This is a genomic window from Klebsiella sp. I138, assembly GCF_051131765.1.
In the GTDB taxonomy this organism is placed as follows: domain Bacteria; phylum Pseudomonadota; class Gammaproteobacteria; order Enterobacterales; family Enterobacteriaceae; genus Klebsiella.
Window position 1 is genome coordinate 4,537,556 of sequence record NZ_CP180447.1, and the last position, 26,959, is coordinate 4,564,514.

At 55.7% G+C, this 26,959-nt stretch carries 19 protein-coding genes; 10 read left to right on the forward strand and 9 right to left on the reverse strand.

Features of this window, described 5'->3' with window-relative positions; translation table 11 throughout:
- The first annotated feature begins 20 nt into the window (after window positions 1-20).
- Genes glgC through glgP form a run of 3 tightly spaced genes read left to right on the forward strand, consistent with a single transcriptional unit; the run spans window position 21 to window position 5,214 of the window.
- Window positions 21-1,316 (forward strand): glucose-1-phosphate adenylyltransferase, encoded by a 1,296-nt coding sequence (gene glgC, locus ACMYSK_RS21140; protein ID WP_434638391.1) that lies wholly within the window; start codon window positions 21-23, stop codon window positions 1,314-1,316.
- Entirely contained in the window at window positions 1,316-2,749 is a 1,434-nt protein-coding gene (glgA, locus tag ACMYSK_RS21145) for a glycogen synthase GlgA (protein ID WP_434638392.1), read from the forward strand. The genes glgC and glgA overlap by 1 nt, the downstream gene beginning before the upstream one ends.
- A gap of 17 nt (window positions 2,750-2,766) precedes the next feature.
- On the forward strand, window positions 2,767-5,214 hold the full coding sequence (gene glgP, locus ACMYSK_RS21150; RefSeq protein ID WP_434638393.1) for a glycogen phosphorylase: 2,448 nt from the start codon (window positions 2,767-2,769) through the stop codon (window positions 5,212-5,214).
- Window positions 5,215-5,354: 140 nt separating this feature from the next.
- On the opposite strand, the gene glpD is transcribed toward glgP, so the two are convergent.
- A complete protein-coding gene (gene glpD / locus ACMYSK_RS21155) occupies window positions 5,355-6,863 on the reverse strand; it encodes a glycerol-3-phosphate dehydrogenase (protein ID WP_434638394.1) in 1,509 nt (502 codons plus the stop codon).
- A 213-nt stretch (window positions 6,864-7,076) separates the two neighbouring features.
- On the opposite strand from glpD, the gene glpE reads away from it, so the two are divergent.
- The 3 genes from glpE (at window position 7,077) to ACMYSK_RS21170 (ending at window position 9,207) form a co-directional block, all read left to right on the forward strand.
- On the forward strand, window positions 7,077-7,406 hold the full coding sequence (gene glpE / locus ACMYSK_RS21160) for a thiosulfate sulfurtransferase GlpE (RefSeq protein ID WP_032690433.1): 330 nt from the start codon (window positions 7,077-7,079) through the stop codon (window positions 7,404-7,406).
- A 143-nt stretch (window positions 7,407-7,549) separates the two neighbouring features.
- Window positions 7,550-8,380, forward strand: a complete 831-nt coding sequence (gene glpG, locus ACMYSK_RS21165) for a rhomboid family intramembrane serine protease GlpG (RefSeq protein WP_434638395.1) — start codon at window positions 7,550-7,552, stop codon at window positions 8,378-8,380.
- A gap of 68 nt (window positions 8,381-8,448) precedes the next feature.
- The gene (locus ACMYSK_RS21170) at window positions 8,449-9,207 is read left to right on the forward strand and encodes a DeoR/GlpR family transcriptional regulator (RefSeq protein ID WP_434638396.1); all 759 of its coding nucleotides are present in this window, start codon (window positions 8,449-8,451) and stop codon (window positions 9,205-9,207) included.
- A gap of 6 nt (window positions 9,208-9,213) precedes the next feature.
- Here the strand turns inward: ACMYSK_RS21170 and malT are convergent, their stop codons facing one another.
- Window positions 9,214-11,919: an HTH-type transcriptional regulator MalT gene (gene malT, locus ACMYSK_RS21175; protein WP_434638397.1), complete on the reverse strand. Its 2,706-nt coding sequence runs from the start codon at window positions 11,917-11,919 to the stop codon at window positions 9,214-9,216.
- A gap of 621 nt (window positions 11,920-12,540) precedes the next feature.
- Here malT and malP point away from each other — a divergent pair.
- Both malP and malQ read left to right on the forward strand, forming a co-directional pair.
- Window positions 12,541-14,931: a maltodextrin phosphorylase gene (gene malP, locus ACMYSK_RS21180; protein WP_434638398.1), complete on the forward strand. Its 2,391-nt coding sequence runs from the start codon at window positions 12,541-12,543 to the stop codon at window positions 14,929-14,931.
- 10 nt (window positions 14,932-14,941) lie between these two features.
- The gene (gene malQ / locus ACMYSK_RS21185; RefSeq protein ID WP_434638399.1) at window positions 14,942-17,029 is read left to right on the forward strand and encodes a 4-alpha-glucanotransferase; all 2,088 of its coding nucleotides are present in this window, start codon (window positions 14,942-14,944) and stop codon (window positions 17,027-17,029) included.
- 111 nt (window positions 17,030-17,140) lie between these two features.
- Here the strand turns inward: malQ and gntT are convergent, their stop codons facing one another.
- The 3 genes from gntT to gntX all read right to left on the reverse strand — a co-directional run bounded on the left by gntT (window position 17,141) and on the right by gntX (window position 20,111).
- Window positions 17,141-18,457, reverse strand: coding sequence for a gluconate transporter (gene gntT, locus ACMYSK_RS21190; protein WP_434638400.1), 1,317 nt, complete (start codon window positions 18,455-18,457; stop codon window positions 17,141-17,143).
- A 345-nt stretch (window positions 18,458-18,802) separates the two neighbouring features.
- The gene (gene nfuA, locus ACMYSK_RS21195; RefSeq protein ID WP_004868496.1) at window positions 18,803-19,378 is read right to left on the reverse strand and encodes a Fe-S biogenesis protein NfuA; all 576 of its coding nucleotides are present in this window, start codon (window positions 19,376-19,378) and stop codon (window positions 18,803-18,805) included.
- A gap of 58 nt (window positions 19,379-19,436) precedes the next feature.
- A complete protein-coding gene (gene gntX, locus ACMYSK_RS21200) occupies window positions 19,437-20,111 on the reverse strand; it encodes a DNA utilization protein GntX (RefSeq protein ID WP_434638401.1) in 675 nt (224 codons plus the stop codon).
- A gap of 37 nt (window positions 20,112-20,148) precedes the next feature.
- On the opposite strand from gntX, the gene bioH reads away from it, so the two are divergent.
- Complete coding sequence (gene bioH, locus ACMYSK_RS21205; RefSeq protein ID WP_434638402.1) at window positions 20,149-20,931, forward strand: pimeloyl-ACP methyl ester esterase BioH; 783 nt, start codon at window positions 20,149-20,151, stop codon at window positions 20,929-20,931.
- Window positions 20,932-21,040: 109 nt separating this feature from the next.
- Window positions 21,041-21,310, forward strand: a complete 270-nt coding sequence (locus tag ACMYSK_RS21210; RefSeq protein ID WP_434638403.1) for a DUF1471 domain-containing protein — start codon at window positions 21,041-21,043, stop codon at window positions 21,308-21,310.
- Between the two features lie 69 nt (window positions 21,311-21,379).
- Here the strand turns inward: ACMYSK_RS21210 and feoC are convergent, their stop codons facing one another.
- From feoC to ACMYSK_RS21230, 4 genes are all read right to left on the reverse strand, one after another.
- On the reverse strand, window positions 21,380-21,616 hold the full coding sequence (feoC, locus tag ACMYSK_RS21215; RefSeq protein ID WP_434638404.1) for a [Fe-S]-dependent transcriptional repressor FeoC: 237 nt from the start codon (window positions 21,614-21,616) through the stop codon (window positions 21,380-21,382).
- 9 nt (window positions 21,617-21,625) lie between these two features.
- Window positions 21,626-23,944 (reverse strand): Fe(2+) transporter permease subunit FeoB, encoded by a 2,319-nt coding sequence (gene feoB, locus ACMYSK_RS21220; RefSeq protein WP_434638405.1) that lies wholly within the window; start codon window positions 23,942-23,944, stop codon window positions 21,626-21,628.
- A gap of 29 nt (window positions 23,945-23,973) precedes the next feature.
- A complete protein-coding gene (gene feoA / locus ACMYSK_RS21225) occupies window positions 23,974-24,201 on the reverse strand; it encodes a ferrous iron transporter A (RefSeq protein ID WP_004868486.1) in 228 nt (75 codons plus the stop codon).
- 406 nt (window positions 24,202-24,607) lie between these two features.
- Complete coding sequence (locus tag ACMYSK_RS21230; RefSeq protein WP_434638406.1) at window positions 24,608-26,938, reverse strand: Tex family protein; 2,331 nt, start codon at window positions 26,936-26,938, stop codon at window positions 24,608-24,610.
- Between the last annotated feature and the right edge of the window lie 21 nt (window positions 26,939-26,959).

Genomic DNA, 26,959 nt, shown 5'->3' on the forward strand with positions numbered 1-26,959 from the left:
GATGTAAAAAGGAGTTAATCATGGTTAGGCTAGAAAAGAATGACCCGTTGATGCTGGCACGTCAGCTGCCCATCAAAACCGTTGCGTTGATTCTTGCGGGTGGGCGCGGTACCCGGCTTAAGGATTTAACTATTAAGCGTGCAAAACCGGCCGTCCACTTTGGCGGTAAGTTTCGCATAATCGATTTCGCATTATCTAACTGCATTAACTCAGGTATCCGCCGTATCGGCGTTATCACCCAGTATCAATCGCACACTCTGGTACAGCATATCCAACGTGGCTGGTCGTTCTTTAGCGAAGAGATGAACGAGTTCGTTGATTTGCTACCGGCACAGCAGCGTGTCCATGGCGAAAACTGGTATCGCGGCACGGCGGATGCGGTGACGCAGAACCTCGATATTATTCGCCGCTACAAAGCGGAGTATGTCGTGATCCTCGCCGGCGATCATATCTATAAGCAAGACTACTCACGTATGCTTATCGATCACGTCGAAAAAGGGGCACGCTGCACCGTTGCCTGTATGCCAGTGCCCATCGAAGAGGCATCCGCCTTCGGCGTCATGGCGGTAGATGAGAGCGATAAAATCATCGAATTCGTCGAAAAGCCGGCGAACCCGCCCGCCATGCCGAGCGATGCGAGCAAATCGCTGGCCAGCATGGGGATCTATGTCTTTGATGCCGATTATCTTTATGAGCTATTGGCTGAAGATGATAACGACGAAAACTCCAGCCACGATTTCGGCAAAGATATTATTCCGAAGATTACCGATGCTGGCATGGCTTATGCACATCCTTTCCCGCTCTCCTGCGTGCAGTCTGACCCGGATGCGGAACCGTACTGGCGCGATGTGGGAACGCTTGAAGCCTACTGGAAAGCGAACCTTGACCTGGCGTCGGTGACCCCGGAGCTGGATATGTATGACCAGAACTGGCCGATTCGCACTCATATGGAGTCTCTGCCGCCCGCGAAGTTCGTACAGGATCGTTCCGGTAGCCACGGTATGACGCTGAACTCGCTGGTTTCCGGCGGCTGTATTATTTCCGGCTCCGTAGTCGTGCAGTCGGTATTGTTCCCGCGCGTGCGCGTGAACTCATTCTGTAACATTGATTCGTCAGTCTTATTACCAGAAGTCTGGGTAGGGCGCTCATGTCGCCTGCGCCGCTGCGTGATCGATCGCGCCTGCGTGATTCCTGAAGGCATGGTGATCGGCGAACACGCGGAAGAGGATGCGCGTCGTTTCTACCGCTCAGAGGAAGGTATCGTGCTGGTTACGCGTGATATGTTGCGGAAGTTGGGGCATAAACAGGAGCTATAATGCAGGTCCTACACGTATGTTCAGAGATGTTCCCGCTGTTAAAAACCGGCGGTCTGGCAGATGTCATCGGCGCATTGCCTGCGGCACAAATCGCGGAGGGTATTGATACGCGCGTGCTGTTGCCAGCGTTCCCGGATATTCGCCGTGGTATCACCGATGCGCAGGTCGTTACGCGCAGGGACACCTTTGCCGGGCGCATGACGCTGCTGTTTGGTCATTTTAACGGCGTGGGCATTTATTTGATTGATGCCCCGCATCTCTACGACCGTCCAGGTAGCCCTTATCACGACACGAATCAACATGCTTACACCGACAACGTGATGCGTTTTGCGCTGCTGGGCTGGGTTGGCAGCGAGATGGCCAGTGGGCTGGACCCTTTCTGGCGTCCTGATGTCGTGCATGCCCATGACTGGCATGCGGGTCTGACGCCAGCCTATCTGGCGGCGCGCGGACGGCCAGCAAAATCAATCTTTACGGTGCACAATCTGGCGTATCAGGGCATGTTCAATTCCTGGCACATGAATGAGATAGAGCTGCCGTGGTCGTTCTATAACATGCATGGCCTTGAGTTCAACGGCCAGATTTCGTTCCTTAAATCCGGTCTCTATTACGCTGACCATATTACGGCGGTCAGCCCGACCTACGCTCGTGAAATAACCGAACCGCAATTTGCCTACGGCATGGAAGGGCTGCTGCGTCAGCGCCAGCACGAGGGGCGGCTATCGGGGATTCTGAACGGCGTGGATGCGAGCATCTGGAACCCGGAAAGCGACCTGCTACTGGCGTCGCGCTATGACCGCGATCGGCTGGAAGATAAAGCGGAGAACAAGCGGCAGCTGCAAATTGCGATGGGGCTGAAAGTGGACGACAAAGCCCCGCTGTTCGCCGTGGTCAGCCGTTTGACCAGCCAGAAAGGGCTGGATTTGGTTCTCGAAGCGCTGCCGGGCCTGCTGGAACAAGGTGGGCAGCTGGCGCTGCTGGGAGCAGGGGATCCGGTCCTTCAGGAAGGTTTCCTGGCCGCAGCCGCAGAGCACCCGGGCAAAGTTGGCGTGCAGATTGGCTATCACGAAGCTTTTTCGCACCGCATTATGGGCGGCGCCGATGTGATTCTGGTTCCCAGCCGCTTTGAGCCCTGCGGCTTAACGCAGCTCTATGGCCTGAAGTACGGCACGCTGCCGCTGGTGCGGCGTACCGGTGGTCTGGCGGATACCGTTACCGACAGCTCACTGGAAAACCTGGCCGATGGCGTGGCCAGCGGTTTTGTGTTTGAAGACAGCAATGCACTGTCGCTACTGCGGGCAATTCGGCGCGCGTTCGTGCTGTGGTCGCGCCCGTCGCTCTGGCGTTATGTTCAACGCCAGGCGATGAATATGGATTTTAGCTGGCAGGTCGCGGCGAACTCGTATCGCGAACTTTATCAACGCTTGATGTAACCACAGGAGTCATTGCGATGAATGTACCCTTTAGCTATGCATCACCCACGTTGAGCGTTGAGGCGTTAAAGCACTCTATTGCCTATAAGTTGATGTTTATCATCGGTAAAGATCCGGCAATCGCCAACAAACATGAGTGGCTCAACGCCACGTTGTTTGCCGTTCGTGACCGCATGGTGGAGCGCTGGCTGCGCTCTAATCGCGCTCAGCTTTCGCAGGAAGTTCGCCAGGTTTATTACCTGTCGATGGAGTTTCTGATTGGCCGTACTCTTTCTAACGCCTTGCTGTCGTTGGGCATCTACGAAGATGTGAACAACGCGCTGGAAGAGATGGGGCTCAACCTTGAAGAGCTGATTGACGAGGAGAATGACCCGGGGTTAGGCAATGGTGGCCTCGGGCGCCTGGCCGCCTGTTTCCTGGATTCACTGGCGGCGCTAGGCCTGCCGGGACGGGGCTACGGTATCCGCTATGACTATGGGATGTTTAAGCAAAATATCGTCGACGGACGGCAGAAAGAGTCCCCGGATTACTGGCTGGAATACGGTAATCCGTGGGAGTTTGAACGCCATAACACACGTTATAAGGTGCGCTTCGGCGGACGAATTCAGCAGGAAGGCAAGCATTCACGCTGGGTTGAAACCGAAGAGATCCTTGCGGAAGCCTACGATCAGATAATCCCGGGCTTTGATACCGATGCAACCAACACATTACGCCTGTGGAGCGCTCAGGCCAGCAGTGAGATCAACCTGGGTAAATTTAATCAGGGCGACTACTTCGCCGCGGTTGAAGATAAAAACCACTCCGAAAACGTTTCCCGGGTACTGTACCCGGACGACTCAACTTACTCCGGGCGCGAGCTCCGTCTGCGTCAGGAGTATTTCCTTGTCTCCGCCACGGTGCAGGATATTCTCAGCCGTCATTATCAGTTGCATAAAACCTTCGCTAACCTGGCAGATAAAATCGCCATTCACCTTAACGATACGCATCCGGTGCTGTCGATTCCGGAGCTGATGCGCCTGCTGATTGACGAGCATAAATTCAGCTGGGATGAGGCGTTTGAAGTGACCTGCCAGGTGTTCTCCTACACCAACCATACATTGATGAGCGAAGCCCTGGAAACCTGGCCTGTCGATATGCTGGGGAAAATTCTGCCCCGTCATTTGCAGATTATTTTCGAGATCAATGACTACTTCCTGAAGACGCTCCAGGAGCAGTATCCCAACGATACCGCGCTGCTGAGCCGCACGTCGATTATCGACGAATCCGACGGCCGTCGCGTGCGCATGGCGTGGCTGGCGGTGGTGATTAGCCATAAAGTGAACGGCGTTTCCGAGTTGCACTCCCGGCTAATGGTGGAGTCATTGTTTGCCGACTTCGCGAAGATTTTCCCGATGCGCTTTACTAACGTGACCAATGGCGTGACCCCGCGCCGCTGGCTGGCGCTGGCGAACCCACCGCTGTCGAAGGTACTGGACGAGAATATTGGCCGCACCTGGCGTACCGATTTAAGCCAGCTGAAGGAGCTGGAACAGCATATTGACTACCCGCTGGTGAATCAGGCCGTGCGTCAGGCGAAGCTGGAGAACAAGCAGCGGCTGGCAAACTACATCGCCCAGCATCTGAACGTGGTGGTGAATCCTAAAGCGCTGTTTGATGTGCAAATCAAGCGTATTCACGAGTACAAGCGCCAGCTGATGAACGTGCTGCACGTCATCGCTCGCTATAACCGCATCAAGGCCGATCCCGACGCCGATTGGGTTCCGCGGGTGAATATCTTTGCCGGGAAAGCCGCTTCGGCTTATTACATGGCCAAGCATATTATTCACCTCATTAACGACGTCGCGGCAGTGGTGAACAACGATCCGCAGATCGGCGATAAGCTAAAAGTGGTGTTTATCCCGAACTACAGCGTGAGTCTTGCGCAGCTGATCATTCCGGCGGCGGATCTTTCTGAACAGATCTCGCTGGCGGGAACGGAAGCTTCCGGTACCAGTAACATGAAGTTTGCGCTGAACGGCGCGTTGACTATTGGTACGCTGGATGGTGCGAACGTCGAGATGCTGGAGCACGTGGGGGAGGATAATATCTTTATCTTCGGCAATACCGCGGAACAGGTCGAGGCGCTGCGTCGTAACGGCTACAAGCCGCGGGAGTTTTACGAACAGGATCCGGAGATGCATCAGGCGCTGACGCAAATCGGCACTGGCCTGTTCAGTCCGTCGGAACCGGGGCGCTATCGCGATCTGCTGGATTCACTGATCAACTTTGGCGACCATTATCAGGTGCTGGCTGATTATCGTAGCTACGTGGATTGTCAGGATAAGGTAGATGAGCTGTATCGTCATCCGGAAGAGTGGGCGATGAAGGCGATGCTGAATATCGCCAACATGGGCTATTTCTCTTCTGACCGTACGATTCAGGAGTACGCCGACCATATCTGGCATATCGACCCGGTACGTTTGTAGCCGGTCAGGCAGTAAAAACGAGGCCGATGGTCTAATGCTGGTCACTTAAGGTGGCCAGCATTTTTTATGGTTTATGGCAGGTCGGGGGAGATGTCGGTAAATCACCGTAAAAACAAAATCCCTGGCTCAACGGTGAGCGGTTAAGACGCCAGAGAGAGTTCAGTCTTTCCCACGCGCTGGGCCAGCCATTCACCGATCCGCGCCTGCTGCTCGTCGTTCAGCCACATCCCCTGTTTCGTCCGGCGCCAGATGGCATCCTCTAGGGTGCGTACCCACTCATGCTCCACCAGGTATTTCAGCTCGGCTTCATAGAACTCGTGGCCAAAATCTTCGCCCAGGTCCGCTATCGATGCTGCTTTTGTGAGGATCAACTCGCTGTTGCTGCCGTAAGTGCGGGCGTAATGGCGCGCCATCGACTCGCTGATAAAGGAGAACCGGCGACGCAGTCTGGCTGCATAATCGTCGCGGTCGCCGTCGATATCACCGCCTGGCAACACAGCGGTTTTGGTCCAGGCCGGGCCGATGCCTTTATAGTACGGCGTCAGTTTTTCCAGCGCGTGTTCGGCCAGCTTGCGATAGGTTGTCAGCTTGCCGCCAAATACCGACAGCAACGGTGCCTGGCCATTTTCGTCATGGATATCCAGGGTGTAATCGCGGGTGATAGCCTGCGGTGAGTCCGATTCGTCATCGCACAGCGGGCGTACCCCAGAGTAGGTCCAGACAATATCATCCCGGGACAGCGTCTTTTTGAAGTGCGCGTTATAGGCCGTCAGCAGATAGTTAATCTCGTTGTCATCGATCGCGACTTTTTGCGGATCACCGTTGTATTCAACGTCGGTGGTACCGATTATCGAAAATTCATCCATCCACGGGATCACGAACACGATGCGTTTGTCTTCGTTCTGCAGAATGTAGGCCTGTTTTTGGGTGTGCACGCGCGGCACCACGATGTGGCTGCCCTTAATCAGGCGAATGCCGTACGGCGATCGCAGATGCATACCTTCATCAAAGAAGTGTTTGACCCACGGACCGGTGGCATTGACCAGACCGCGAGCCTGCCAGGTCAATGTCTCGCCGGTATCAATGTCTTCTGCTTCGACAATCCACAGGCCGTTTTCACGTTTCGCTGATATTGCCCGGGTGCGAGTCCGAACCTCACCGCCTTTGCGCACCACCATCTGGGCGTTAGCCAGTACCAGACGCGCATCGTCAACCCAGCAGTCGGAATATTCGAAACCGCGCACAATCTCAGGTTTTAATACTGATTCTGCGCCAAATCGCAAGCCGGTAGAACCGGGTAAACTGGTGCGTTTCCCCAGATGATCGTACATAAACAAGCCGATACGGATCATCCAGGCCGGGCGCAGGTGCGGGCGATGCGGCAGGCGAAAACGCATCGGAAAGGCGAGATGCGGCGCCATCTTTAACAGGACCTCGCGCTCGGCCAGCGCTTCGCTGACCAGGCGGAATTCATAGTGTTCAAGGTAGCGCAGCCCGCCGTGAATCAGCTTCGAGCTGGCGCTGGAGGTGGCGCAGGCGAGATCGCGTGCTTCCAGCATCAAGACGGATAAACCACGCCCGGCGGCGTCTGCCGCGATACCGGCACCGTTGATGCCTCCCCCTATCACAATCAGATCTTTGGTTTCCACGTTCGCTACCTCTGACGCTTTCGTTTAAGCTCACAAATGTTCGTTATCGCTCAATATAGCAAACAAACGCGCCATTGGTAACATCAAAAAAACATTTCAGAGTGATGCATGTAACATATTGGCGTTTATTTCCCGTCTGACGGTAAACTAGGCAGTAGAATCATGGCCGGTTACCCGCCAGCAATATCATTTCGCTATATAGAGAAAGAGCACATGGACCACTTTGAATGTATCAATGTTGAAGAAGCGCACCAGAAACTGCATCAGGCGATGGCGGTGCTGGTAGACATCCGCGACCCGCAGAGCTTCGCAATGGGGCATACGCCGGGTGCGTTTCATCTGACCAACGATACGCTGGGCGCGTTTATGCGCGACAACGACGTTGACACCGCGGTGATGGTGATGTGCTACCACGGCAATAGCAGTAAAGGTGCTGCGCAATATCTGCTACAGCAGGGCTATGACAAGGTCTACAGCGTGGATGGCGGGTTCGATGCATGGCACCGTCATTTCCCGGCGGAAGTGGAACATGGCGCGCTTTAAGCCTTAATGCGCCATAGCCGTGCGATACCCGGTCTGTTTCCGGTGGCATGGCTGTGGATGCGCAGGCCAGGGACGCCCGCTGCGCGCTGGCCCGGCAACTCGTATATACTAGCCCCCTTTGTGTGGAATAAGCGATCCGCTGTATGTTAATGATTACCTCTTTTGCTAACCCGCGTGTGGCCCAGGCGTTTGTCGACTACATGGCGACGCAGGGCATTATCCTGACTATTCAGCAGCATGATCAGAGTGATGTCTGGCTGGCCGATGAGAGTCAGGCCGGACGGGTTCAGACTGAACTGGCTCGCTTTCTGGAAAACCCCGCCGATCCGCGTTATCTGGCGGCCAGCTGGCAATCCGGGCACACCAACAGCGGTTTGCACTACCAGCGCTTCCCCTTCTTTGCCACTCTGCGCCACAACGCCGGGCCGTTTACGTGGGCCATTCTGGTTGCCTGTATCCTGGTCTTTATATTGCAAAATATCATCGGCGATCAGCCGGTCATGCTGCTGCTGGCCTGGCCGTATGACCCGTCGCTGAAATTTGAAGTCTGGCGCTACTTTAGCCATGCTTTCATGCACTTCTCGCTGATGCATATTCTGTTTAACCTGCTATGGTGGTGGTACCTCGGCGGCGCGGTGGAAAAACGCATCGGTACCGGCAAACTGGTGGTTATCACCGTCATTAGCGCCTTGTTGAGCGGGTTTATTCAGCACCAGTTTAGCGGCCCCTGGTTTGGTGGTTTATCCGGCGTAGTGTATGCGCTGATGGGCTATGTCTGGCTGCGGGGAGAGCGGGATCCGCAAAGCGGCGTCTATTTGCAGCGCGGCTTGATACTCTTCTCTTTAGTGTGGTTAATTGCTGGATGGTTTGATGTTTTTGGCATGTCGATTGCCAACGGTGCGCACGTAGCAGGTCTGGTGACCGGGCTGGCGATGGCATTTGTCGATACGCAACATGCGCGAAAGCGAACATAGGGCCGCATTACCCGGCTTTCTGCAACGACAGCGCCTTTATGCGAGTCTTTTAATCCCAGGGATATTTCATGAAACAAACACAACGTCATGACGCTATTATCGAGCTGGTAAAAAAACAGGGATATGTCAGCACGGAAGAGCTGGTCGAGCAATTTGCCGTCAGTCCGCAAACCATTCGCCGGGATCTGAACGACCTCGCCGAACAGAAGATGATCCTGCGCCACCACGGCGGGGCTGCGCTGCCGTCCAGTTCGGTGAATACTTCATGGCACGACAGAAAGGCCACCCAGACGCAGGAAAAAGAACGTATTGCCCGCAAGGTGGCCAGCGAGATCCCCGATGGTGCCACGCTGTTTATTGATATCGGCACCACGCCGGAAGCAGTCGCCCATGCGCTGCTGGATCATCACGATCTGCGTATCGTCACCAACAACCTGAACGTAGCCACTACGCTGATGGTGAAAGAGGACTTCCGCATTATCCTGGCGGGTGGTGAGCTGCGCAGCCGGGATGGCGGTATTATCGGCGAAGCGACGCTGGATTTTATCTCCCAGTTCCGTCTTGATTTCGGCATTCTTGGCATCAGCGGCGTCGACAGCGATGGTTCGCTGCTGGAGTTTGATTATCATGAAGTGCGCACCAAACGCGCGATTATTGAAAATTCTCGCCACGTGATGCTGGTGGTGGATCACTCTAAGTTTGGTCGTAACGCGATGGTGAACATGGGCAGCATCAGCATGGTCGATGCGGTCTACACCGATGTGATGCCGCCGGCAGGCGTGCTGAAGGTGATTACGGAAAACAACCTTCAGCTGGAACTGTGCTAAACGACGTCAGACGCCGTATCCCATCATTTTAAGCAACCGCTGGGCGTGCTGTACGGCATCCTGGCGGTGCGCAACTCCCAGCTTCTGATACAGATTACGAATGTGGGTTTTTATGGTCGTGGCCGCTACGTCCAGCTCACCGGCAATCTGTTCGTTGCTGTAGCCAGAATAGATAAGCCCCAGTACCTGCCATTCACGTTGGGTGAGTGGGCTGGTGCGAATCAGCTCCGGGACTTCCGGGTGACTCAGCAGGCGTTCGACGAAGCCTTCATCGAAGTGGGCAAACTTATGACGATGATGCTGGTTAATATCGCGCAGGATACGCTGAGCGCGATGCTGCTCCAGCTCCGGCAGCGTATTGAGCTGTATTAGCTGGCGCAGCTGCTGCGCCATGGCTTCACCTTCAATAACAAAGTGGTTGATAAACCCAGTGCGGTTGGCGAGCGCGAGCGCCTCCAGCAGGACTTTCTGCGCTTCACTTTTCCGCCCCGCCTGCCAGTAAAGCTGGTTGAGCAGCAGCAGGTTGCGGTTAATATCGCTCATCAAGCGCAGCGAACGGGCATTATCGTTTAACTCTTCCAGCACCATTTCCGCAGAGTCGAAATCACCCAGCAGGATTTGCGCCCGGGCAATGTTGCGCCACTGGCTTTGCAGGAAGTGGTTATTGGCAAATTCAGGTTTTGGCGTCTGGCGCAACCAGTTGGCGGCAGCGGCTTTATCGCCGACCATCTGCCAGTAGATGACCCGGACTTTATCCGCATTTGATACCCAGTCGCTATGATAGTGGCCGTTGCCGAGCAGGTTTTCCAGGCGGTTCAGGTGGCTGCGGGCGTTATCCAGATCGCCGCGTGCCAGCGAGCACTGCACCATCAATGCCAGGCACTGTAGCTGTTGCTGAGGCTGATAGCTTGACAGGACGTCCATACCATTACGCGCTGATGCTTCTGCTTCGTCCAGTCGCGCCCAGGCCCACAGCAGCTGTGAGCGAATGCGCAGCAGGAATTCATGCATTGGCAGCTGTTCGAGATGCTGTTCGCGAATAAGCTGGAAGGCTTTTTCCTGAACCTCCCATGCGGCCTGCAGGAAGCCCTGGGCAAAGAGAATTTCGCTTTGCTGGATCATGCTCCACAGCGCGTAGTGCCAGATATCGTGGCGGCGGGCCATCTGTTCCGTCTGCTGCATGACCGCCAGAGATTTACTTAGCTGGCCTTTACAGTGCAGAACTTCACCGTGGACTGACGTGGCCACAATACGACTGTAGTAGCTGGCCAGAGGCAGCTCTTCTAACGCCACCATCGCCAGCCGCTCGGCTTCTTCCTGGTCGCCTGCGTTAATTGCCACCTGCGCACGCAGAGCGTTGAAATCGCCGTGCATGGCGGTATCCATCTTCATATCCATCTCCTGCTCGGCGCGGGCCAGCAGGGTGTTCACTTCGCTGTAACGGTGCTGGCTTTGCATCAGCCAGGCCTGTAGCAGAAGCAGACGCGGATTCTCCAGCAGATTTGACCACGGCAGGGCCGCCAGCGACTGTTCGAGTAGCCCCAGTTCGCTGTGGTTAAACATACCCCAGGCGTGATTGAGTAAAATATCGCGCAGCATTTTCGCATCACCGGCCGCCAACGCATGATGTATGGCTTCGCTCGGGAAGCCCAGCGCCATCCAGCCTTCAGCGGCGGAGCGATGAATTTCAGGCAGCTCGGTTGCCAGTTCCCACTGGCAGCGCTGGCGCAGGAAGTTACCGAAAAGCGGGTGATAGCGGAACCATTCGCCGGAGTCGTCCATCCGCTGCATGAACAGACCCTGGCGTTCAATCTCTTCCAGCTGCATCTGACCGTTTTCTTCTCCGGTCACGCGAACGATCAGCGCATCGTTCATTGAGCGCAGCAGCGAGCTTTTCAGCAGAACGTTACGCGTCCGCGCGTCGACGTTATCCAGCACCTCATCTACCAGGTAATCGGAGAGATGGCTGGCGTTGATACCGGCAAGACGGCGGGCTGAATGGTGGGCGGAGGAATTATTCTGGCGGGCTGAAAGGGCGATGAGCTGCAGCGCCGTGGCCCAGCCGGCGACGTCGTCGCACAGTCTGCTACTGTCGTCAGCTTCAATCGGCGAAGCCAGACGACAGTCGAAAAATTGTTTTGCTTCCTGATGGGTGAACGCCAGCTGCTGGCTGCCAATCTCCAGCAGCTGATCGCGAACGCGCAGGTTGGCAATGCCGAGCTGCGGCAGGTTACGCGAAAGCACCACCAGGGTCATATTCTCCGGCTGATGACGGAGGAAGAAGCGCATCGCGTCGTGAATCACCGGGTTGTTGATCAGATGGTAATCATCAATCACCAGGAACAGCGGGCGCTGCCAGTCAGCCAGCTCAATAAACAGCTGAGCGAAAAGCGAGGGCAGGCTGGCGTACTGGCGTTTCTGGACCATTGTCTCGCTGGCCACGCAATGGCCACCGGTAGCTTGCTGAACAGAAGCGATCAGATAACTGGCAAAACGCTCCTGTTGGTTATCGCCTTCATCCAGCGAGAACCAGCCAAGTTCATTTTTCCCCGCCGCCCACTGAGAGACGAGCGTGGTCTTGCCATACCCAGCCGGGCTGGTGACCAGCACGAGACGGTAATTGTTCGCGCCGGAAAGTTTCGCCAGTAATCGCTCACGAACCACGGTGTGTTCAAGGCGGACTGGGCGACTTAATTTAGACGGAATCAACATAGTTAATCATTTCGCTGTGCAAGAGAGGATTTGCGATTTTTTTTGCGCTTCGTAATTAATGACTATTAAGGTCGGCGATAATGAAAATTATTGCAAGTTATGTCCGAATTTTATGCTCTTGAATTTGCACCAGGTCACAAATTCCCAATTAAACACCCTGCGTTATAAAACCGGTACCAGCGTGCATGGCTCCTGGGTTTCCCTCTGTTTTGGCGACAACAAAATGACTTTCACTCCAGTTTTTTGTAGTTGTATGTTTTTATTAAGTTAATGGCAGGAAAATCTTATAAATAATCGCTTTGGCGTATTTGTGTCATGAGACAGGATTATTTTTACACAATGCTTATTTTTATTTCGTGATAATTACGGAATGGTGTTTTATTCATCGCCCTGTCTCGGCCTGTAACAAATTTTCTTCTGATAGTCATGAACGAAATAGTGTTTCTGTAAGGCGGATTTTTCAGCATGTTTTTGCCGAAGAGCTACCGTTATAGTGGCCTCGATCACACTTTTCGCTCATCCCTGCTGCTCCTCCCTGCCTAATCCCCATCGGGATGAGGACGTTGCTTCAGGAGGTCGGCACACTAACGCCAACGTTTTAGTAAAGGACCCGGATTTCTTATGTCACAGACTTCTTTTAATAAAGATCAGTTTCAGGCTGCACTGACCCGTCAGTGGCAGCACTTTGGCTTACAGTCCGCTTCTGAGATGACTCAGCATCAGTGGTGGCACGCCGTAAGCGGTGCACTTGCCGAGCTGTTGGCCGCTCAACCGGTGGCGAAACCCGCTAAAGGGCAGCGTCACGTCAACTACATCTCGATGGAGTTTTTGATCGGCCGTCTGACCGGCAACAACCTGTTGAACCTGGGTTGGTATCAAGGAGTGAGCGATGAGCTGAAGGCTCATGACATTCACCTGACCGATCTGCTGGAAGAGGAGTTCGATCCGGGCCTGGGCAACGGCGGTCTGGGCCGTCTGGCGGCATGTTTCCTCGATTCTATGGCGACCGTTGGCCAGTCGGCAACCGGCTATGGCCTGAATTACCAATACGGTCTGTTCCGCCAGTCTTTCGACGATGGTCAGCAGATCGAAGCGCCGGATGACTGGGGGCGTGGCCGCTACCCGTGGTTCCGTCATAACGAGCAGCTGGATGTCCAGGTTGGGATCGGCGGTAAAGTGAGTAAAAGCGGCGCCTGGGAACCGGCATTTGTGATTACCGGCCAGGCCTGGGATCTGCCGGTGCTGGGTTATCGCAATAACGTGGCGCAGCCGCTGCGTCTGTGGCAGGCGACCCATGCTCATCCGTTTAACCTGACCAAATTTAACGATGGCGATTTCCTGCGGGCCGAGCAGCAGGGTATTGACGCGGAAAAACTGACTAAAGTGCTTTATCCGAACGATAACCATCAGGCAGGGAAAAAACTGCGCTTAATGCAGCAATACTTCCAGTGCGCCTGTTCGGTTGCCGATATTCTGCGTCGCCATCATCTTGCGGGCCGTAAGCTGGCGGAGCTGGCGGATTACGAAGTGATCCAGCTCAACGACACCCACCCGACGATCGCAATTCCTGAGCTGCTGCGCGTGCTGATTGATGAGCACCAGCTGAGCTGGGACGATGCCTGGGCCATTACCAGCAAAACCTTTGCTTATACCAACCACACGCTGATGCCTGAAGCGCTGGAGTGCTGGGACGAGAAGCTGGTCAAAGCGCTGCTGCCGCGTCATATGCAGATTATCAAAGAGATTAACGACAGATTTAAGAAACTGGTCGAGAAAACATGGCCTGGCGATAAGCCGGTGTGGGCGAAGCTGGCGGTTGTGCATGACAAGCAGGTTCGTATGGCGAACATGTGCGTGGTCAGCGGTTTTGCGGTCAACGGTGTGGCGGCGCTGCACTCCGATTTGGTGGTGAAGGACCTGTTCCCGGAATACCATCAATTGTGGCCGAATAAATTCCATAACGTGACCAACGGCATTACGCCGCGCCGCTGGATTAAGCAATGCAACCCGGCGCTGGCTGCGCTGCTGGATAAGTCGCTGAAGAAAGAGTGGGCGAACGACCTCGATCAGCTGATTAACCTTGAAAAATATGCCGACGATGCGGCATTCCGTCAGACCTACCGTGAAATTAAGCTGGCTAACAAAGTTCGCCTGGCTGAGTTTGTTAAGCTGCGCACCGGTATCGAGATCAATCCACAGGCGATCTTCGATATCCAGATTAAGCGTCTGCACGAGTACAAGCGTCAGCATCTTAATTTGCTGAACATTCTGGCGCAGTACAAAGAGATCCGCGAAAACCCGCAGGCAGACCGCGTACCGCGTGTATTCCTGTTCGGCGCGAAGGCGGCTCCGGGCTACTACCTGGCGAAGAACATTATTTTCGCCATCAATAAGGTTGCCGAAGCGGTGAATAACGATCCGCTGGTGGGCGATAAGCTGAAAGTGGTCTTCCTGCCGGATTACTGTGTCTCTGCGGCGGAAATGCTGATCCCGGCGGCAGATGTCTCTGAACAGATCTCCACGGCGGGGAAAGAAGCTTCCGGTACCGGCAACATGAAGCTGGCGCTGAACGGTGCGCTGACCGTCGGGACCCTGGACGGTGCGAACGTTGAAATCGCTGAGCAGGTCGGCGAGGAAAACATCTTTATCTTCGGCAACACCGTTGAAGAAGTTAAGGCATTGAAAGCGAAGGGTTATGACCCGCTGAAATGGCGTAAAAAGGACAAGCTGCTGGATGCGGTACTGAAAGAGCTGGAAAGCGGAAAGTACAGCGACGGCGATAAGCATGCCTTCGACCAGATGCTGCACAGCCTGCTGAAAGGCGGCGATCCGTACCTGGTACTGGCAGACTTCGAAGCTTACGTTGCGGCGCAGAAGCAGGTCGATGAGTTGTATCGTGACCAGGAAGCCTGGACCCGTGCGACGATTCTGAACACCGCACGTTGCGGGATGTTCAGCTCTGACCGCTCGATTCGCGATTATCAACAACGTATCTGGCAGGCAAAACGCTAAGGACAGGCCTATGGAGACTAAACGCCTTGATAACGCCGCGCTGGCGGCAGGGATAAGCCCTGACTACATCAATGCGCACGGTAAGCCGCAGTCGATTGCTGCGGCGACGAAACAACGTCTGCTTGATGCGATGCATCGTACTACAGCCGCCACGAAAGTGGCGGGTGACCCGCTGCCCCCGGTGCAGGTTTTCACCCACGGTAAGAAAATGTCGTTGCCGGTGGCCGGGAAGGGGGAATTCCAGTGGATCCTCACCACTGAAGAGGGGAAACAGTATCAAGGCAAAGCGCGCGGGGGGGAAACGCTCCCGCTGCCGGCCAAACTGCCGGAAGGTTATCACTCGCTGACCCTGACCCAGGATGGCGAACGCTGGCATTGCCGGGCGATTGTAACGCCGGTGCGTTGCTATGAACCGCAGGCCCTGAAAGAGGGAAAAAAACTGTGGGGCGCCTGCGTACAGCTTTATACGCTGCGTTCGGAAAAGAACTGGGGGATCGGTGATTTTGGCGATTTGCGCGCGATGCTGCCGGAGATTGCTCAGCGCGGTGGGTCGTTTATCGGTCTCAACCCGATTCATGCGCTCTACCCGGCAAACCCGGAAAGCGCCAGTCCCTATAGCCCGTCTTCGCGCCGCTGGCTGAACGTTATCTATATTGACGTTAACGCGGTCGATGATTTTCGCCTGAGCAAAGAGGCGCAGGCCTGGTGGCAATCACCGGAGACGCAGCAGGCATTACAGGCCGCACGTCAAACCGATGATGTTGATTATACCGCCGTGACCGCGTTGAAAATGACCGCGCTGCGCATGGCCTGGAAGCGATTTTCCGCCCGTCACGATGAGGCGATGACGGCGTTCCGTCAGTTTGTGCTTCGCGAAGGCGAAAGCCTGTACTGGCAGGCGGCGTTTGATGCGCTGCACGCGTGGCAGGTACAGCAAGATCCGCTGCGCTGGGGCTGGCCCGCGTGGCCGAAAGCGTATCAGGATATCACCAGCCCGGAAGTGAAAGCGTTCTGCACCGAGCAGGCCGATGAGGTGAGTTTCTACCTCTGGCTACAGTGGCTGGCGTATTCCCAGTTTGCCGAATGCTGGCAAACCAGCCAGCGTGATGCGATGCCAATTGGCTTGTATCGTGACCTGGCGGTGGGCGTGGCGGAAGGCGGCTCGGAAACCTGGTGCGACCGTGAGCTCTATTGTCTGAAAGCCTCCGTCGGGGCGCCGCCGGACATTCTGGGTCCTTTGGGACAAAATTGGGGCCTGCCGCCGATGGATCCGCATATCATCGTCGCTCGTGCCTATGAGCCGTTTATCGAGCTGCTACGTGCCAACATGCAAAACTGCGGGGCGTTGCGTATCGACCATGTGATGTCGGTTCTACGCCTGTGGTGGATCCCGTATGGTGAAACCGCCGATCACGGAGCCTATGTGCAGTATCCGGTCGATGACCTGCTGTCGATTATGGCGCTGGAAAGTCAGCGTCACCGCTGTATGGTGATTGGTGAAGACCTGGGTACCGTGCCGGTAGAGATTGTCGGCAAGCTGCGTAAGAGCGGCGTCTATTCCTATAAAGTACTCTATTTCGAAAACGATCATGAGAAGACGTTCCGTGCGCCGCAGACGTACCCGGAGCAATCTATGGCGGTGGCGACAACGCATGATCTGCCGACGCTGCGTGGCTACTGGGAAAGCGGAGACCTGACGTTAGGTAAATCGCTAGGCCTGTATCCCGATGAAGTGGTTCTGCGTGGCTTATATCAGGATCGTGAGCTGGCGAAACAGGGGCTGCTTGATGCGCTGCATCAGTACGGCTGCCTGCCAAAACGCGCCGGGCATAACGCCTCGCTGATGGCGATGACGTCTACTCTGAATCGAGGGATGCAGCGTTACATTGCCGACAGCAACAGCGCATTGCTGGGGCTACAGCCGGAAGACTGGCTGGAAATGGCCACCCCGGTCAATATCCCCGGCACCAGTACCGAATATCCGAACTGGCGGCGTAAGCTGTCCACCACTCTTGAGCAGATGTTTGCCGATGAGCGGGTGAATAAGCTGATTAAGGATCTGGATAAGCGGCGCAAAGCGGCGACGAAGAAAAAGTAGTTTTGCGGTTCCCCGATTGCGACAGGCGCACCGGGGAAACGTGTGAAAGGTACCAATAAAAAGGCCGGGTCGCGACATGCTGACCCGGCCTTTTTTATGCTGACGTCTGGCTTACACGACCATCCCCAGCAGCAGACAGCCGACCAGGCCGCAGACTGAGATAATGGTTTCCAGCATCGACCAGGACTTGATGGTCTCGCCGATGGTCAGGTTGAAGTATTCCTTAAACAGCCAGAAGCCCGGATCGTTTACGTGGGAGAAGATAACGCTCCCGGAACCGACCGCGATAACCATCAGCTCCGGGCTAACGCCGGTAGTGGCAATCAGCGGTGCGGCGATCCCGCCAGCCGTGATGGCGGCAACGGTCGCAGAACCGAGTGCAATACGCAGTACCGCCGCGATAGACCAGGCCATAAACAGCGGAGACATGTTGGATTCATGCATGATAGAGGCGATATATTTGTCCATGCCGCTATCAACCAGCACCTGCTTAAAGGCGCCGCCGCCGCCGATGATCAACAGCATCATGGCGATAATTTTGATCGATGAGGTCAACGTTTCGTTGATCTGCTCCATCGAGCGCCCACGGTTCAGGCCAAAGGTGAACAGGGCGATGAGGACCGCAATCAGGGTCGCCATCACCGGGTCGCCAAAGAACTCGGCAACGGGCAGGAAGGCGTGGCCTTTCGGTAACACCATTTCAGCGACGGCGCGCATCGCCATCAGCACCACCGGAACCAGTGAAGTCCAGACGCTGACGCCAAAGCCAGGCATCTCTTCTTCGGTGAAGGTTTTCGGGTTGTGCAGTCCTTCCGGAATCGGTTTATCGATGTTCTTCAGGAAGCGGGCATAGACCGGGCCGGCCAGAATGACGGTCGGGATAGCCAGCAGCGTACCGTACAGCAGGGTTTTACCCATATCGGCGTGGAAGATGGTGGCAATCGCCGTTGGACCCGGGTGCGGAGGCAGGAATCCGTGCGTCACGGAGAGTGCCGCCGCCATTGGAACACCGACATACAGCAGTGGGATACGGGCAGAGGCAGCAATGGTGAAGACCAGCGGCAGCATCAGCACAAAACCTACTTCGTAGAACAGCGCGAAGCCGACGGTAAAACCGGTCAGAACGACGGCCCACTGAATATGCTTCTTACCGAACTTAGCGATTAAGGTGGTGGCAATTCGCTGAGCGCCGCCGCAATCTGCCAGCAGCTTACCGAGCATAGCGCCAAAGCCCATGATCAGCGCAAGACTGCCGAGGGTTCCCCCAACGCCGTTTTTAATGGATACGATGACTTTATCCAGAGGCATACCTTGCATAAGTCCGACGGCGAGCGCCACCAGAACCAGAGCGATGAAGCCGTTCATTTTGAAACGGATCATCAGCAGCAACAGCAGGGCAACCCCGATAGCAACGATGACTAATGGCATAATTTACCTGGCCTTTCATTTGTTATGGGTAACGTCAAATTTCAAACACTTTTCGCATGCCTGGCCGGAGCTGGCAAACGGTATGGCGCCATAAAATCGGCTATCACTCCTGTAAGAAAGGATAGCTGGCTATTTTTATAGCAGCGGTGCCTGAAAGAGATGATACGGGTAACATGGCCGGGTTGAGAATCACCCTGCGGGGTAAAATTTTAAATATGAGACTTAAGTCATACTCTTTCCCGGGTTTTTGCCGGATGACTCAGCGGTAAATGTTGTGCGGTAACATTGGCAGGGGGCGGCCCGGCAGGAAAAACGCCGCCGGGCTTAACGAAAGAGGAGGGGGACTTAGTAGTAAGAGTGCTCGCCGCGCTGGTGCTCGGTCAGATCGCGCACGCCTTTCAGCTCCGGGAATTCGTTCAGCAGCTGTTTTTCGATCCCTTCTTTCAGGGTCACGTCGACCATTGAGCAGCCGTTGCAACCGCCGCCGAACTGCAGGATAGCCAGACCGTCTTCGGTGATTTCCATCAGCGTGACGCGCCCGCCATGACCGGCCAGCTGCGGGTTAATCTGTGATTGCAGCATGTATTCAACGCGTTCCATCAGCGGCGCATCGTCGGAGACTTTGCGCATCTTGGCATTTGGCGCTTTCAGGGTTAGCTGGGAGCCAAGCTGATCGGTGACGAAGTCAATTTCAGCGTCTTCCAGATAAGGCGCGCTGAGTTCGTCGACATACGCAGTCAGTTGCTCAAACTTCAGCGCCGTGTCGGTGTCTTCCACCGCATCCGGTGGGCAGTAGGATACGCCGCACTCAGCGTTTGGGGTGCCGGGATTAATCACAAATACGCGAATTTGTGTCCCTTCTTCCTGGTTTACCAGCAATTTGGCAAAGTGCGCTTGTGCAGCATCGGAAATACGGATCATAGCGTTGGCCTAATAGTTGACTATTTTACTTGGTTATAATACGCCCATCAGCAGGGGTCTACAAGGTACGGCACATACACCATACCTGAACCGTCGCGGCGCCGTTTCGCAAAAGCTGGCGGGATATTTCAGCGACGGTGCTTCCGGTTGTGACGACATCATCCACTATGGCGATATGGAGGCCCTTGACTGATATTTCAAGCTGAAAGGCGTTTTTCAGGTTCTGTTTGCGCAGCCGTGCGGAGAGCCGGTGCTGGGTCGCGGTTCGTCGGGTGCGGCGCAAAGCATCGCTGTGCCATGCGCAGTGCAGCCAACGCGCCAGCGGACGGCATAGCAGGTCGCTTTGATTGAACCCTCGCCGCCACTGGCGGCGCTGCCACAGCGGGACGCTGACGAGACGGTCCGGGTGGGGGATCACTGCGCTATGGCGAATACGTAGCAGCAGCAGGCGTGCCAGCGCTGGCGCCAGCTCGGGTCGACGGGAAAATTTCAGCTGATGGATCAAACCGCTGAGCGGAGGCCGGTAATCATTAACCGCAACCAGCCGCTGCCACGGCGGCGGTTTCTGCAGGCAGCGGCCGCAGGGGATAGCGCTGGCAGCTGCCGGCAGGCCGCACCGTGGGCAAAGTGGGTGGCTGGGGGCCAGAGAGGCGGTGCAGCGGGAGCAGATTCCCCAGCCGGCGATAGCCAGCGGCATTTGGCATAGCCAGCATAAGCTGTGTGCTGTTAGCATATTTCACCTCGTAATGGTGGAAAGAGAACAGTAACTGATGAACGACATCTGGTGGCAAACCGTGGGCGAAGGAAAGTGTCATCTTGTGCTCCTGCACGGATGGGGGCTGAATGCCAGAGTATGGGATTGCGTGACGCCGGAACTGGCCTCGCACTTTACGCTGCATCTGGTTGACCTACCGGGGTATGGTCGTAGCAGCGGCTTTGGCGCCCTGTCGCTGGAAGAGATGGCGCGGCTGGTCCTCATCCAGGCCCCGGAGCAGGCTATCTGGCTGGGCTGGAGTCTCGGTGGGCTGGTGGCAAGCCAGGTTGCCCTGCGTCACCCGGAACGCGTCCAGGCGCTGGTCACCGTAGCCTCTTCCCCCTGTTTTGGTGCCGATGGTGACTGGCCGGGGATCAAGGCGGATGTGCTGAGTGGTTTTCAGCAGCAACTGAGCGAAGATTTTCAGCGCACCGTAGAGCGTTTTCTGGCACTGCAAACGATGGGTACGGAAAGCGCACGCCAGGATGCCCGGGCGTTGAAAAGTACCGTGCTGTCGTTGCCAATGCCGTCCGCCGAGGTGTTAAACGGCGGACTGGAAATCCTTAAGACGGCCGATTTACGCCAGCCGCTGGCGGCATTAACGCAGCCATTCCTGCGGATATATGGCCGACTCGACGGTCTGGTGCCGCGGAAAATTGTCCCGGTGCTGGATGCATTATGGCCGCAGAGTGAATCCATCATCTTTGACAAAGCGGCCCATGCGCCGTTTATCTCGCACCCGCAGGCGTTTTGCGAGCCGCTGGTGGCGTTGAAAAGCCGGCTGAGCAATTATTTTTAGCGGGCTGTGGCAAAAATCCCGGTCATAGCAATACTTAGGTTGTCACGGGGAGAATGAATTTCTGTCGCCGCCGTGGCCTATAACAACAACCTTATGGAGAGTTGAGGCTATGAAACTTATTACGGGTATTGTTGCATCTCTGGTGATTGGGTCCCTGTCTTTTGGTGCATTTGCGGCGAAAGAGATTCAAAAAGATGAAGTCGCGTCAATGAAGCTGACGAAGGTCGGGAGCATTACCACCTCAAAAACGACTTCGCCGATGGATGCAAAGCGCGACCTGTCGAAGAAAGCGGATAAGCTGGGCGGCAAGTATTTTGTGGTGATTGCCGGTGAGAAAAACGAGAAAACCGTTCACGCCAACGCCGACGTCTACAAATAAACAAAAGCGGGTCTCAGGACCCGCTTTTGTTTTATCGCACGTACGTTTTATCGCCCCGCAGCCACGTTATCAGCGCAGCGCCCACCACTCTCGCAGGCAGGCCTTTCCCTCGGGGCAACTTTTGCAGCTTCCGGACAGACAGCCATCCGCGTCTTCCGTGATGCGCACGGCTTTCCCCATGGCTTCCAGACGGCTCAGCATAGCATCGACCAGCGGCTGCGGGGCATGCAGACGAGCGCTGAGCTGAGCTGCCTCCATACGCCCCTGCAGGGCCAGCATATCGCGTACTTCAATCAACGATGCCATGATGACCTCTTAGTGGCAATCACCCGCCGGACTCTGACAGCAGGATGACGGCGTTTTACGCGTGGCCAGCAGGGAGACATCGACTCGGCTGCGGGCCCGGCGCAACAGACCAAAGACCACGATGTTAAATAACACCACCGACAGAATGCACACCAGGCTGTAGCGCGGATGCTGGCTGAAACTCACGGTCTGATAGTACAGCGTGGAAAGCGAGTAGGCGATATTCAGCCCCCACAGGATAGAGAACGACATCCATCCGCGGCTGGATTCACGAGCGATAGCCCCCATCACCGAGATACACGGAATATAGAGCAGTACGAATATCAGGTAGCTGTAGGCGGCCGCTGCGCTGCCGAATTTACTGCCCATAACGCCCATGGCACCGGTCTCCATTTCACCATCGCCTTTACTGGCTTCGATAGGGTTCGCCAGTACGCTCAGGCTGAAGGTATCTTTCAGGCTCTGCCAGGTTTCGTCCAGCGCGGCCAGCAGTTCATCACCGAGATGAAATTCCTGCGGGTTAAACGCTTCATTCTGAATATCTTCGGCGGTGTAGAGCGTGTTCAGCGTCCCGACGACCACCTCTTTTGCCATCGCACCGGTGAACAATCCAACGGTAGCCTGCCAGTTATCTTCATGCACGCCGATAGGTTTAAATACCGGGGTGATGATGCGGCTGACGGAGGCCAGCGCCGAATCGTTAATGTTATCCACCAGCTTGCCGTTGAGCGAGAAGCTGTTCAGCGCGCTCAGGAAAATACTGACGATAACGATAACTTTACCCGCGCGCAGTACAAAGCCTTTCAGGCGTTGCCAGGTCTGGATGATCAGGCTTTTGATGTGCGGGACGTGATAGACCGGCAGTTCCATAACGAACGGCGATGCTTCACCACGCATAATGGTGTGCTTGAGCATCAGGCCGGTCAGGATTGCCATCACGATACCGAGCAGATACAGCGAGAAGACCGCCAGTGCCCCATTCTGGCCGAAGAAGGCGGCGGCGAATACGGCGAAAATCGCCAGACGCGCGCCACAGGACATAAACGGCGCCATCATGATAGTCATCAGGCGTTCGCGCGGCGCATCCAGAGTTCGGGCGCCCATCACCGACGGTACGTTACAGCCGAAGCCGACAATCAGTGGGACGAAGGATTTCCCCGGCAGGCCAAGCGCCTGCATCAGGCGGTCCATGACGAATGCGGCACGTGCCATATAGCCGGAGTCTTCAAGGAAGGAGAGGAACAGATACATCATGCCGATCTGCGGTACCAGCGGGAGTACGGTATTGATACCGCCGCCAATCCCCTGGGCAAGGAAAACGGTCAGCCAGTCCGGGAGATGCAGGGTGTAACCTAACCACTGGATGCCGTGGATAAAGATAGCCACGGAACCGGCGTCGAAGATCGGCTGCAATGCGCCGCCGATGTTAATCGCCAGCAGGAACATCAGGTACATCACAAACAGGAAGATCGGCAGCCCCAGCACGCGGCTGAGGATGATTTTGTCCATCGCGGTGGTGAAGCGGCTCGGTTCGGCGGTCAGCGTGTTGCTGACGGCATCGCAGATGGCCGCAATGCTTTGATAGCGGGCATCCGCAATATGCAGCGCCGGATCGTCAATTTCTGCGCTCAGGTTTGCCAGCGCATCGTCGAGCTTATGCGCCGCATTTCCGGCGTACTCTCGGCTGTAAATGTCGCCTTCCAGCATTTGCAGGCCCAGCCAGCAGCGCTGACGCTGAGGGATATCCTGCGCCATCTCCTCGGCCAGCTTTTCGGCTTCACGCAGCAGCGGCTGAGGGTAGTGCACCAGCTCCAGCGCCGTATTTTGCTGGTGGCGGTCGACGGCCATTTTTAAGGCTTCGATACCGCGCCCACGGGTGGAGACCAGCGGGATCACCGGGCAACCCAGGCGAGCCGCCAGGGCGTCAACATCGATACGGATTTTTTGCTTCTCAGCAATATCCAGCATGTTCAGCGCAACGATGCAGGGGATACCCAGCTCCAGCAGCTGAAGCGTCAGATAGAGATTGCGTTCCAGATTGGAAGCGTCGACCACGTTGATCAGCATGTCGGCGTCGCCGCTGAGGATATAGTGGCAGGCGATCTGCTCATCCAAAGAGGTCTGAGAAGAGATGGTCGTGAGTGAATAGGTGCCTGGCAGGTCAACCAGCGTGACCTGGTGATCGGTCGTGGTAAACGCGCCTTCTTTACGCTCAACGGTGACCCCGGCCCAGTTACCTACGCGCTGACGTGCGCCAGTGAGCTGATTGAATAACGTTGTCTTACCGGAGTTCGGATTACCAATTAAACCAAGGGTTAACTTTTTCATATTTCAGACTCTGAGTGCCGGGCCAGGTGTTATTGTGCAACCGCTTCCAGTTCGATTAAATCGAGATCTTTTTTGCGTAATACCAGGCTCACGCGCCGGGTTTCGATATGCACGGGATCGCCAAGCGGAGCCACGCGGACCACATTAAAAGAAGAACCTGGCAGCATTCCAAGGGATAACAGTTTCTGACGATAAGCCGGGCTAATATCGCGAGAGAAACCCGTGATTTTCCACGCACTATCAGGAGTGAATTGCATAGGGCCTACCTGTAATCGCTAACTAAACGAGAGTTTCCGTGTGCGGTCGCCGCACAGCACCGGGGAGACGAGCCAACGGAGGAAATTATATACTTACTGCAAATGATGATAATGATAATGGTTTTTATCATCAATACATAATTGGCGTAATAATCGGCATTCTCCGGAAATGTGCGGCTTTTTTGATATGACTCAAGGTCTGCATTGTAGCGATAAATAAGGTTAAAATTTATTTCATCACTTAATGTTTAATTAAGGTTTCATTAGTTAACGGAATGAAATTTTAATAAATAGCGTATTTACTCGCCTTTATTAACCGTAATTAACCGGTTACCGGAGTATACAAAATCGGGTGCTGAGAACGGGCGTGGGGAAAACGGCCCTCGTAATGAGGGCCGGAAAGGGATTAGCGTTTTTTGCCCATAGCGGCTGCCAGGGCGTCCATCATGGCGCTGTTACCGCCGGACTGCGCCTCACGCCCGCGTGGTTTCGCCGCTTTCGCCGCCGGGCGATTGCCCTGCGCACGTTCGTTACCGCCGCCGCGTCGCGCGTTGCTCTCGCCTGGTTGCTCATCCAGGCGCATGGTCAGCGCGATGCGTTTGCGCTGCAGATCGACTTCCATCACTTTGACCTGCACGATGTCGCCCGCTTTCACAACGGTATGCGGATCCTCGACGAATTTGTTCGACAGCGATGAAATATGCACCAGACCATCCTGGTGAACGCCGATATCGACAAAGGCGCCAAAGTTAGTAACGTTGGTGACCGCGCCTTCCAGTACCATGCCTGGCAGCAGGTCATTCATGGTTTCCACTCCATCAGCGAACTTCGCGGTTTTAAACTCCGGACGCGGGTCCCGACCGGGTTTTTCCAGCTCTTTGATGATGTCTGACACGGTCGGCACGCCGAATTTCTCATCGGTGAAGTCGGACGCTTTTAGATTGCGTAACTCACTGCTGTTGCCCATCAGGTCGTTTAACGCCTGCTGGGTGGCGGCCAGAATGCGCTCAACGATGGGATACGCTTCCGGGTGAACGGTGGAGGCATCCAGCGGGTTGTCGCCGTGGTTGATGCGCAGGAACCCGGCACACTGCTCGAAGGCTTTTGGGCCGAGACGGCTGACTTTCAGCAGCTGCTGGCGGTTCTTGAACTGGCCGTTTTCATCGCGCCAGGCGACGATGTTCTGCGCCATCATGCGCGTCAGGCCAGCCACGCGGGTGAGCAGCGGCACGGAGGCGGTGTTCAGATCCACGCCGACGGCGTTAACGCAGTCTTCGACGACCGCATCCAGCTTACGCGCCAGCTGCGACTGGCTGACGTCGTGCTGATACTGGCCCACGCCAATGGATTTCGGGTCGATCTTCACCAGCTCGGCCAGCGGATCTTGCAGACGACGGGCAATGGAAACGGCGCCGCGCAGAGACACATCGAGATCCGGGAACTCAAGGGCCGCCAGTTCAGAGGCGGAGTAGACGGATGCACCGGCTTCGCTGACGATCACTTTTTGAGCGGTGACTTTCGGGAACTGCTGCTGCACATCGAGGAAGAAGCGCTCAGTTTCGCGCGATGCCGTTCCGTTACCGATAGCCACCAGCTCAACGTTGTGTTTTTCACACAGCGCAGCGACGGCAACCGCGGCTTTGGCGGCCTGCCCGGTGTGCGGGTAGATAGTGTCCGTCGCGACCAGTTTACCGGTGCCATCGACAACGGCGACTTTTACGCCGGTACGCAGGCCCGGATCGAGACCCATGGTCGCGCGCAATCCGGCCGGTGCGGCCATCAGCAGATCGTGCAGGTTGCGGGCAAATACGTTGATGGCTTCCTCTTCCGCGCGTTCGCGTACGGTGCCCATCAGCTCGGTTTCCAGATGCATCAGTACCTTGATGCGCCATGTCCAGCTTACGACCCCTTTGCGCCAGCTGTCCGCCGCGGCGTTGTTCAGACGTAAACCCAGGTGGTCGATAATAATCTGTTCGCAGTGGCTCTCTTTTGGCGGCTCATCAAACTGCGGGTCAGCATTCAGAGCCAGCTGCAATATGCCTTCGTTACGGCCACGGAACATGGCGAGCGCGCGGTGCGAAGGGACGGAAGCAACAGGTTCATGGTGATCGAAGTAGTCGCGGAATTTTGCCCCTTCCTCTTCTTTCCCACTGACCACCGTGGCCACCAGATGCGCATTCTTCCACAGGTAGTTACGCACCTTTGCCAGCAGCGCGGCGTCTTCGGCGAAACGTTCCATCAGAATATAACGCGCGCCATCCAGCGCGGCTTTCGTATCGGCGACGCCTTTATCGGCATCGATAAACTTCGCGGCTTCCGTTTCCGGGTCGTGGGACGGCTCGTTCCACAGCAGATCCGCCAGCGGCTCCAGCCCGGCTTCAATTGCGATTTGCCCGCGGGTGCGACGTTTCGGTTTATAGGGCAGGTAGAGGTCTTCGAGCTCGGTTTTGCTCAGGGTGGTGGTAATCGCTTTTTCCAGCGCGTCGGTTAGCTTACCCTGTTCACCGATCGATTTGAGGATCGATTGACGGCGGTCTTCCAGTTCTCGCAAATAACCGAGCCGGGTTTCCAGATTACGCAGCTGCGTGTCATCCAGACCGCCGGTGACTTCTTTACGATAGCGTGCGATAAACGGCACGGTATTCCCTTCATCAAGCAGGCGAACGGCAGCTTCTACCTGTTCAGCTCTGGCCTGAAGTTCACCCGCAATAATGCGGCAGAGCGAATCATTCATCATGTCTGTTTCATCTTGTAGATC